6 protein-coding genes are annotated in these 8417 nt (G+C 58.9%); 4 read left to right on the top strand and 2 right to left on the bottom strand.

The window, feature by feature from the left end; all coding sequences use genetic code 11:
• The first annotated feature begins 701 nt into the window (after positions 1-701).
• Positions 702-3143 (top strand): phage/plasmid primase, P4 family, encoded by a 2442-nt coding sequence (locus AC0L3I_RS26190; protein ID WP_473528743.1) that lies wholly within the window; start codon positions 702-704, stop codon positions 3141-3143.
• Between the two features lie 296 nt (positions 3144-3439).
• Here AC0L3I_RS26190 and AC0L3I_RS26185 read toward each other — a convergent pair whose 3' ends face one another.
• Both AC0L3I_RS26185 and AC0L3I_RS26180 read right to left on the bottom strand, forming a co-directional pair.
• Positions 3440-3880 (bottom strand): hypothetical protein, encoded by a 441-nt coding sequence (locus AC0L3I_RS26185; protein WP_473528742.1) that lies wholly within the window; start codon positions 3878-3880, stop codon positions 3440-3442.
• Between the two features lie 805 nt (positions 3881-4685).
• Entirely contained in the window at positions 4686-4907 is a 222-nt protein-coding gene (locus AC0L3I_RS26180; RefSeq protein ID WP_473528741.1) for a DUF6471 domain-containing protein, read from the bottom strand.
• Positions 4908-5046: 139 nt separating this feature from the next.
• Between AC0L3I_RS26180 and AC0L3I_RS26175 the strand changes: the two genes are divergently transcribed.
• The 3 genes from AC0L3I_RS26175 (at position 5047) to AC0L3I_RS26165 (ending at position 8139) form a co-directional block, all read left to right on the top strand.
• A complete protein-coding gene (locus tag AC0L3I_RS26175; RefSeq protein ID WP_473528740.1) occupies positions 5047-5265 on the top strand; it encodes a hypothetical protein in 219 nt (72 codons plus the stop codon).
• 63 nt (positions 5266-5328) lie between these two features.
• A complete protein-coding gene (locus AC0L3I_RS26170) occupies positions 5329-6000 on the top strand; it encodes a hypothetical protein (protein WP_473528739.1) in 672 nt (223 codons plus the stop codon).
• Positions 6001-6888: 888 nt separating this feature from the next.
• Entirely contained in the window at positions 6889-8139 is a 1251-nt protein-coding gene (locus tag AC0L3I_RS26165; RefSeq protein WP_473528738.1) for a site-specific integrase, read from the top strand.
• The last annotated feature ends 278 nt before the right edge of the window (positions 8140-8417 follow it).

Genomic DNA, 8417 nt, shown 5'->3' with positions numbered 1-8417 from the left:
CGGCCGGCGCCGCCGGTCCTTCGTTATCTTAAACAACCCCCACAACCCCCCCCCCCCCCCCCCCCCCCCCCCCCGCGGGCGCGCCCCCCCCCCCCCCCCCACAACTCTTTTTCAAACAGCCCTTACCAAGGCTGGTTGGCCGCCCTAACCTTTCACATTGATGTTCTTCCGGTGCGCCCACGGCGCCAGCTTCGCAGCGTGAAATGGGAGTGTCTGCTCCGCTTTGCGATCGCCAAGCATCACTCGTCCTATAGTGCCGTAGAAATTTTGAGAGACCTGGCTGTGACGATAGCCGCGCTCGCTTACTTCCAGGCCGCGCAAGGGAGGGGCGCTGATCGCGAGTGCAGGATGGCTTCTGCGCGATAACGAGCAAGCGGCTTACTCCCCCTTTCCTGGCGGAAGCTATGAAGCTCCCCAAAAGGCTCGGTGTGGACCTGCCTCGGGCCCGTCGTCAAAGGTGTAGCCAAGTAGGGGGACGAAGTTGGCTTGTCCTAGAGTACCTGGTTCGACATCTCGGAAACTCTCCCCCACATGAGGCCACCTCAACGTGAGGTTACCTGATGTCCAGCTTCTCCTCTTCCTTGCGCAAGGGCGCGATTGCCCAATCGCTGAGTGGTTCTGAACCACCTGGGCGAGAGTTATGACCATCTGGAGCGGCCCCACATATCACCAAACTTCTGGATTTTCGAGTGGAGCTACTAATGGGAATTTTCGCCTCGGAAGCGCCTAAATATTGGGCCGTTGGCAAGCCTGCGATCCCTCTCAGGGTCGGTTTCAAGAACCCGTGGATCGATGCGTGGCAGGTTTTCGCCGATCGCATGCCCACCGAGCGCGAGCAGCACCTCTGGCTGAACACCAAGGGCATCGGCAACATCGGTCTCCCAATGGGCGCCGCCTCCGGCGTTGTCGCAATCGACGTCGACAGCGAGGATCCCCGCATTCAGCGCATCGTCGAGAACCTCTTGCCGCCGTCTCCCTGGCGCCGTGTGGGTCGCAAGGGCGCGGTCTACGCTTTCCGGTTTGAGGGCGAGCGGACTTTTCGCATCAAGGGCTCGAAGGGGGAAATGCTACTGGAATGCCTCTCGAAGGGCACGCAGATCGTGCTTCCGCCATCGATCCACCCCGATACGGGCAAAGCCTATGCCGCCAATTGCGATTTGATCGAGGTCATCGGCTCGCTCCCGGCGCTCCCCAAGAACGTCGAGAGCATCCTCCGCGAGGCTCTGAAGGCCGAGGGGATCGACCTTTCGAGCTCGGGCAACACCAAGATCACATCCTTCGTGCCCGCCGGCGCACGCGACAACGCTATGGTCTATAATGCCGGCTTGCTAGCAAGGGCGGTGACCAGGGGTGAAAGGTCGTTGCTCGAAGCGATGGGCGAGATGAAGGCATGGGTGGAGGGCTACACCGAGAAGGTGGCCGGTGACGAAGTCGACGCCGGCAAGGCCCAGACCAAAGTCATCGACTTCCTTATGCGCGACGTGACCGGCGAGAAGCGTAAGGCTCTCCCTGTCGGCTGGGACGACGGCCTGACCGACGAAGACAAGGAGAAGCTCGGCCTTGTCATCACCGACGCAAACGAGCAGTGGGACAAGGACAAAATCGTTGGACACCTGACCAGCGAATTCGAGCGTCACGTCACACCGGACACCGAGGGCTGGACGCGCGCCGTGGAAGTGGCGCTGGACCGCATCGCGCGGAACGGCAAGCTTGGCCTGCTGGACGAAGAGCGCATCTTGAAGTTCATTAACTCCCAGTCGCAAGGCGTCTATACGATCAGCACTCTGCGCAAGCAGCTCAAAAAGCTGCGTGCCGGCGATATAGAGGGAGAGCATCACTCCGAGGTTGCGCGCGCAACCATCAAGGACTTTGAACCGTTTGGCCAGTTGAGGCACCACCAGGGCCGTTTCTGGCAATGGAAGGGCGCGTCCTGGCAGACGGTCGACCCAAACGACTTTGTGAAACACGTGTCGGACAACTACGGGCACCTGCCGATCTGCGCGCGCTATGCCGACATCTCCCAAATTGTGAAGCTGATGGCCGGACTGCTGTCGGAAGACCTGAAGACGCTATCGGTGACCGGCGTGAACTTCGCCAACGGCTTCCTGACCGAGAAGATGGAACTCCGCAAGCACTCGCCGGAGTTCGGCTGCACTTATGTGCTGCCCTATCGCTATCAACAGGATAGCCGCTGCCCGCTTTTCCTCCAGATGTTGGACGATTGCTGGGGAGAAGACCCTGATTATGGCGACAAGGTGATGGCGCTCCAGGAAGCACTTGCAGCAACTTTGATGGGCATCACATCCCGTTATCAGCGGGCTATCTGCTTGATCGGCCAAGCACATAGCGGGAAATCCCGCATTCTGGAAATCCTCAAGGGCCTGATGCCCGACGGTTGTCACTCTGCGGTCCCGCCGACCGACTGGGGTGACAAGTTCATGCCGGCCCAAATGGCCGACAAGCTGGTCAACTTCGCGGGCGAGATCTCCGAGAAGCGCGACATTGCCGGCGACATCTTCAAGCAGGTGGTTGAGGGCCAAGAGATCGAAGCTCAGAACAAGAACCAGCCGATCTTCAAGTTTCGGCCGAAGGCAGCGCAATGGTTCGCCTCCAATCACACGCCAAAGAGCAAGGACACATCCGAGGGCTTCAACCGTCGCTGGTTGTTCTTGGAATTTGCGCGACGCATCCCGCTGGAGAAGAAGGTCATCGACATCGACCAAGTCATACTGGCAGGCGAGCGCGAGCAGATCGTCGCCTGGGCACTGCAAGGACTCGGGCGCTTGGAGCAGAACAGGGATTTCACCCTCCCGTCGAGCCACTTGGCAATGGTTGGTGAGATGGCGAACCAGAACAACTCGGTCCGCTGTTTTCTGTCGCAGAGCCCTCGCCTGCGGGTGGGAAAGCGCGAACACGAAGGGCTGAGCGCTTCCAAGAGCCAAATGTTGGAGGATCCGCTTTTCGACGAATACTGGCAGTTCTGCGCTATGGCGGGGGGCGTTCAGCGTGTGCAACGCAGTCGCTTTCGCGGATTGATGAAAGAGCTGGCCCCAACCTTCGGGTTCGAACAGCTGCGAGAGGTCCAGGATGGACGCGATGTCTACGTCTACAAATACGTGACGGTTCTGGGGGCGATGAAGTGAGGTTGTCGCTGTGATGCCCGACCATATGTAGAGACCGAGTCCAAAGGGCGAGCGTGCCCATTCATCGCTCGCCCGCGATCGATGAGACCGAGGCCGCTACGACGAGACCGTTGGGCCTAGCGGCGAATTAATTTCCCAATGTATCCCCGTTGCACGTGGCTCCCTCATCAAAAGATGCTAATAAAAATGGCGCTCTTGGGGAGCGCCCTCTCTTTCTTGTATAATCTCGCTGTGGCTCTGATGATCCAGCCCAGCGCGTGTCGACCGAGTTGAAGCTCGCGACGGCGTTTATAAGATCAGCTGTGGGCGCGGGCGCGACGCAAGATTTCAGCCAGCATTTCTGGCCTGAACGCTGCTGCGACCACGTCCGCCTCAATGGTCTCACCATTGATCAGGCCCGAAACCTCACACTCGATCTCTTCCAGCTCGCGATCGCTGAAGTGACCCGAGGTTTCGATCCGGGGGTCGCGCCAAAATGATCTCGGCCCGTCGTCGTACTTGAATGGTGTCTCCACGATCACTCGGTAGTGGTGGGGCTCGATGCACCGTTCCACCCCACAAGTGTTACGGACCTGGATACCAGGATCAGCAACATTCAGGAGGACTCGCACTGGGTTGCCAACGCCCTTGAGGTAAGGGCGTCCTCTTCTGATGCGGCCATCCCAGAGCAGATGAATTCCGTCGCGTTGGGACCGACGGTCGATACGAGCGAGAACGGGGATTTTGGGAGGTGCCACTAGTCGCTCCGAGTTTGATGACATCCGTGATGTGGGGCGTTAGGGGGGTAAGAGAAAGATCGTTTTTGAAAATAGATAAGGAGATTTTTTACTATAGTACTACTTCTCTCAGTCAGCTTTGAAACAGAAACAATATTTACCCCCTTATTCTGCTCCAAAGGGAAAATAATAGAGAAACGGACCTGTTGGGCTCATAGGGGCAAAGCTCTTTATGCGATTCCCAGTCTGTCACTTTGCTCTTGAAATTTGCGGCCCCAACTGGCCGGCCAGTGCCCTTCCAAGGCACTCGCAACCTGTTCCTCTCCACGGCCATCGACGCTGATCGGCTATACCGTCACTGGCACGTCCGAGATTGGCCTGGCAGGATTTTCTCAGGCACGCGCGGAGTAAATCTTGGCGCAGAAGCGAACTGTGCTCTTCTGCTCGCGCCAGCGCCGGTGCCCGATCCGAATTGCCACTGCTTGTCGCTGTGAAAGCGCCTAAAGCGCGCCTGGACTTGATCTGGCACAGGCGCGCCTGCGGTGTCGATGGTTCACCACCTCAGGCGGCCGACCTGCACCGCCTGTACCTAAGCCATGCCCCACAGCTCAATTTCCGATTGCCGTGACCGGCATCAACCTCGGCAACGTCAGCTCCGGTTCGGCCTGGCGCAGGCGCGTCTACTGACAGCGCCTCTGAGCCGATGCCCCCGCCCCGCCTGCGCCTAAACGCGACCCAGGGAAAAGCTCGAGTTGCTCAATCAGAGCTGCCGCGGCCGGGTCTGTACCGCAGCGTGGCCGAGGCGCAGGCGCCATTTCCCTTAAGGTCAGTCGAGCTTCAGCCTTTGCGACCCTATCGCCTTGAGGCACTGGGCGAAGAACACGGCGCTGAAGCGTCCGCGTGACAGCTTGTTGCTGATGTTCGCTTCCTTCTCTGCGACCCCGATAGCGGCCAGTTTTTCGACCAGATCGGCATAGCTCAGGCCCTGAAGCTTGAGCTCGGCCTTCAGGAGCCCGCTCACCAGCTGCTCCCACTCTGTCTCGGTCATCCGAACATTCTCCGCCAAAAAAATCTTGCACGGCCCATTGCGTTCCTCATCTTCATAATTATCTATCTCAAACAGTAGATTTCTACTGAAAATGATATGTATCCACTTTCACTCAAACTCGATTAGGGACCCACAAAACATGACCATCGATCAGACAACGGCAAACATGCTGACCGACCTTCTACGCGAACTCTCCTCGGAGCTGGACCTCCACTACGAGGACAAGGAGTTCCACGCCCTTAAATCAACGATCGCAACGTTGCGACGTGCCGCGACACTGATGGCTGACACCGGCCACGAGGCCCCTGAGGTCTACCACCATGTCATGGGCCGCTTCGAGCGGATGACTCGCTCCTAACATAGCGATCCGACATCAGAATTCCACGGCGCCCAACCATCCTCCTCCACAGGACTTTTCAAAATGACTGAACCATTCGATCCTTCCATCTCAAGCTCCGACTACCTGGCTCTGGCGCGTAAGCGCCATCGCGCCGGGAAATCCAGGTTGATCGACGAGTTGGTCTGGATGCTTGACGACGAGGGCTACGACTGCGGCCTCAACAAACAGCACGTTGCCATCCTGATTGACCCGCCCAACTGGAGCGCCGCCGTTCGCGATGAGAACAGGAAGCCCAGGGTGTTCATCCATTGCCGCATCAATCAAAAGGGCAACGCGGAGATCAACTGGGCCCGCGGCGATCTCGATATCCTGTACGACGAAGACTTTCTGGCCAGGTACGCGGTCGCGGCCCAATCCTCCCACTCGGTCCCATGGCGAGGACTTGGGGAACTGATGTGGTGGAGGGGCTATGAACTGCTGGTCAATGTCACTATTCACAAATCTCCCACGGCCGCAGCTCTCTTGTATGCCCATGCCGCCCGCCTCAAAGAACTTGCGTCCTTTCTCGCCCGGCACGTGAACCTGGTCGGAGCAATGGCGCTCAACTTCACCTATCGTGATGGCGAAGTAACCGCAGCGGACTTCGTGCCAACCATTCCGCCTGATCGGCTGCAGGAGCTGATCCAGGAGCGCGAACGACGGACGGCCGCGAGGCTTCGGGAGGCCGTCGAGCGTATCGTCCCGAAAGAATGATCTTGGAGGATCGTCCCCCGCTCTGCGCCCGATGAGATCACGATCGCTGGTCTCCCTCCTTCTCAAGCAAGCCTTCGATCGTTCAATGATGCTCCCCAGCGCGCAAGTTCGGCCACCGCACTCGCCACGTTCTTTGCATCTGCTGATCGACAACGGCGCACTCCAGGAACCTACAGGGCGTCTGGCCCGTGTCGTCTCCTCCGTCAGAGGCTCGCCTTCGGTCAAGGCATCCAACTGCGCGAAGAGGAGCGGCACGGCCCGGTGGATTTTCGGACCGCATTTCTGGCCTGCAACTTCGCCAGTAACTGGGACGTTTTTGAACTGGCTCGGCGGCGGGATCTTTCGATCACCCGCGCACCTTGGGTCGGAAGGGGAAGGGGTACATCATATTCGTAGGGAAAGGACGGGTTAGCGGCGGGTATGGTCCCGAACACGGCCCGCGCAAGATTTTGCTTTTTCAAGTAATAGCAGTTGCCCTCCGGGGGCCTTCTACTCTGAAAAGCCTCTTCCCCTATAGTACCTGGTATAAGGGCCGTGGAACCGAGACATCTACCAACATAGATCAGGCATGCTCCAGCGTCGAAAGCCTCCCTAAAGCCAGGATGTCTCCTGATCTATGACCAACTCTATCCTTGAGAAAAGCAATCAACTGGACCAAACCGCGCCACTCCGTCTGGACATAGCAGCCCGCATCGCATTCCCAGATGGTACGATGGGCGCACCTGGCCTTCGCAAGGAGCGAGATGCAGGACGACTGGTCACCGAAATGATCGCGGGCAAAGAGTATGTAACCTTGGCGGCGATCGCCGACATGAGGAAAAGATGTCAAGGACTTCGAAAGGGGCACGCCTTGTCTGGCGCGACGAAAGCAGGAAACAGGACGGTTCCTTGCGCAGCCGAGCCGGCTGGTTCATCCGGGACGGCGCGACCTTCATCAGCGCTTGCGGCGGCACTGGCGACCGCGAACGCGCTGAAATGCGGCTCGCCAGCTACATCACCGAAAAGTACCAGCCGGTCCGCGAGCGCGGTCGTGATCCCACTACCGTCGCGATAGCCGACGCCGTTAGTGTTTACCTAACAGACGTCGCGCCCTCTCATGCCAAACCAAAAGAAACCGCGGGCCGGCTCGTGGCGGTTCTGAACTGGTTTGGCAACATGATGATTGGCGACATCGACGGCAAGACCTGCCGTGACTATGCCAAAGCGCACGGCGGCGGCGCAGCCGCTCGGCGGCAGCTGGAGGACTTGCGAGCGGCGCTAAACAACTATCATCGAGAAGGCTACGTAACCTCGACGCCAGCGATCGTGTTGCCATCGAAGTCTGCGCCACGTGATCGCTGGCTGACCCGTAGCGAGGCCGCCGCGTTGATCCGTGCTGCATGGCGCATGCGCCAGTCCTGGAAGGGGAAGCCTAGCGACCGTCGGACTGGACGACACGTCGCACGCTTTATCCTTGTCGCTCTCTATACCGGAACCCGTTCGGCTGCGATCTGCGGCGCTGCTATCCGTCCAACGGAGGGAGCGGGGCATGTCGATCTTGAGCGCGGTGTGTTCTATCGTCGTGTGGCTGGTCGTCTCGAGACGAAAAAACGTCAGCCGCCGGTGCGCCTGCCCAATCGCCTGCTTGCCCATGTACGGCGGTGGGCGATTACGCCGCTTGAGATTAAGACTAGGAGTCGCAGCAAAAGCGAAAACATTGGCCGAATGATCGCCCAGGACTATGTTGTCGAGTGGAACGGCAAGCCGGTACAGTCGATCAAGAAGGCCTTCCGGTCCGTGGTCGAGGCAGCGGGGCTCGGCTGGTACGACGACGTGAGAGCCCCAGACGGAACCGTCAAGCGGGTGTTCCGTACCGACGTTACCCCGCACATCTTTCGCCACACCGCTGCTACTTGGCTAATGCAACAGGGCTCCGACCCGTGGGCTGCGGCCGGCTTCCTCGGCATGACCGTTGAGATGCTGATCCAGACCTATGGACATCATCATCCAGACTTCCAAGCGGATGCAGCCGAGGCGATCGTCTCCAAGTCGCGTTCGAGAAACCTGCCGAAAAACGTTGTCCGCATGCCAAAGGCACAGAAGAAGAACACCCCACAACTCCCCACAGAAACCCCACAATTAAGTCAGAAACAAAGGTGAACAAAGGCCCCCGGCCGTGATGAGGAATGCTGAAAATCCGACCTTTTTCTGGCAGACCCCGTCGTTCGGGACGATGGGGTCGCAGGTTCAAATCCTGCCACTCCGACCAGAAAAAACAAATAGTTAAGCGTTTCCCGAAACTGCCGTCCTCTGGCCGGCGGACTGACCGATGTCTCCTGACAGGCAGTTCGCGGCCAATCGTGTCGGTGCTTGGCACGCGAAGAACGGCAGCCCTAGCCGTACCATTGTAACTCCTGACGGATTCTCCAAAGCAAGGG

This window comes from Mesorhizobium sp. WSM4840, from assembly GCF_055811755.1.
The sequence above is the reverse complement of the archived record's forward strand: the minus strand, read 5'-3'. Positions and strand labels throughout refer to the sequence as shown.

What these genes read in the sequence shown, in the direction of transcription:
- AC0L3I_RS26180 (WP_473528741.1), bottom strand. Translation starts at nt 4,907, where the DNA reads ATGACCGAGACAGAGTGGGAGCAGCTGGTGAGCGGGCTCCTGAAGGCC.
- AC0L3I_RS26175 (WP_473528740.1), top strand. Translation starts at nt 5,047, where the DNA reads ATGACCATCGATCAGACAACGGCAAACATGCTGACCGACCTTCTACGC.
- AC0L3I_RS26170 (WP_473528739.1), top strand. Translation starts at nt 5,329, where the DNA reads ATGACTGAACCATTCGATCCTTCCATCTCAAGCTCCGACTACCTGGCT.
- AC0L3I_RS26190 (WP_473528743.1), top strand. Translation starts at nt 702, where the DNA reads ATGGGAATTTTCGCCTCGGAAGCGCCTAAATATTGGGCCGTTGGCAAG.